Source organism: Pseudomonadota bacterium, from assembly GCA_022361155.1.
Taxonomy (GTDB): Bacteria; Myxococcota_A; Polyangia; order Polyangiales; family JAKSBK01; genus JAKSBK01.
On sequence record JAKSBK010000201.1, the window covers coordinates 1 to 1,024 of the forward strand.

Annotated in this window: 2 protein-coding genes; both read right to left on the bottom strand. The window is 62.6% G+C overall.

Features of this window, described 5'->3' with window-relative positions; genetic code table 11:
• Nucleotides 1-294: 294 nt before the first annotated feature.
• Nucleotides 295-588, bottom strand: a complete 294-nt coding sequence (locus tag MJD61_07455; GenBank protein ID MCG8555109.1) for an immunity 53 family protein — start codon at nt 586-588, stop codon at nt 295-297.
• 8 nt (nt 589-596) lie between these two features.
• The coding region (locus MJD61_07460; protein ID MCG8555110.1) for a hypothetical protein at nt 597-1,024 on the bottom strand (428 nt) is incomplete at its 5' end.

The window sequence follows — 1,024 nt, forward strand, 5'->3', positions numbered from 1 at the left end:
AGGCAATACCGGTAGAGCTCGGTCAGCTCGGGGTCTGGACGAAACAGGTGGGTGCGGCGCAGCGTGCGGCGCGTGACCATCACGGTCATTCCAGGGACGATGTAGCGTGGTTGCGTCATGCTTCGCACACCGCACCAAGCGTGCCGGACACCACCGCGGCTCATTTCGCACACTTACGCTACCCGTTGTGGCGAAAGTGCCGGCGCACGCCGGCGGACGCCAACTCGGGTCGGGTCGGTTCCGCACAGCTCCGCCCGAGGACTACCGGCCACGCAGGACGTAGGCAACCCCGGCTCAGGAGCGCGATGCGGCTACCCAGGTCCTCAGGACTTCGAGCACCTCCTGCAGATTGCCAGGGCCACCGTGCCCATAGAAGCGACCTTCCTTTACCTCGCATCTCACCCAGTCGTCATCGCTTCTTTCTTCCGAAACAGGATTCGGTGTGGGAATCGCGCCGACATCCGCCTCAACTGACCAACCAGGGTTGTCGAGGGTGTCGATTCGAACTCCACTACCGTGTTCCCACTCTCCGTCGCACTGCGATCGGTACCACTGCTGAAGCCAGCTCAACGTGTCGTCGGTGACCATCAATGCTCCTAATCCAACAAACCCAGCCGACGAGCGAGTTCACGCGCCGTTCTGATGTCGCTCTTGGTCGCCGGCCGCGTGCTCTTGGGCCCGAGACTGGACCTGCCGTTGGGACCGGTATGCAGCCTCGACTCATGCACGTGAGGAGTATCAATTCTTTGGCCGGTCGCTTTGTCGAAGTGACCTTTCCCCTTCAGATCGATGTCGACTCGGCTGCTACCTGTGCGCCCGCCGACACGGTGTCTGCCAATCTGGGCCGCGAGGTCATCGGCCATCTGCCTAGCGGTCTTTGCCCCCCTTGTGGCCCCTGCAAGGATCCTAGAGAGGCCCCCGACGGGGAGGGGACCAAGCGCCAGACTGATACCGGCCATCACCTTCGCCCAGTCTGGAGCGTCGGGATCCACTAGCGTCACTATGTCTCCCGCTGGCGTCAAAT

Excerpts from the sequence above, each read along its gene's own strand:
- MJD61_07455 (MCG8555109.1), bottom strand. The coding sequence starts at position 588 with ATGGTCACCGACGACACGTTGAGCTGGCTTCAGCAGTGGTACCGATCG.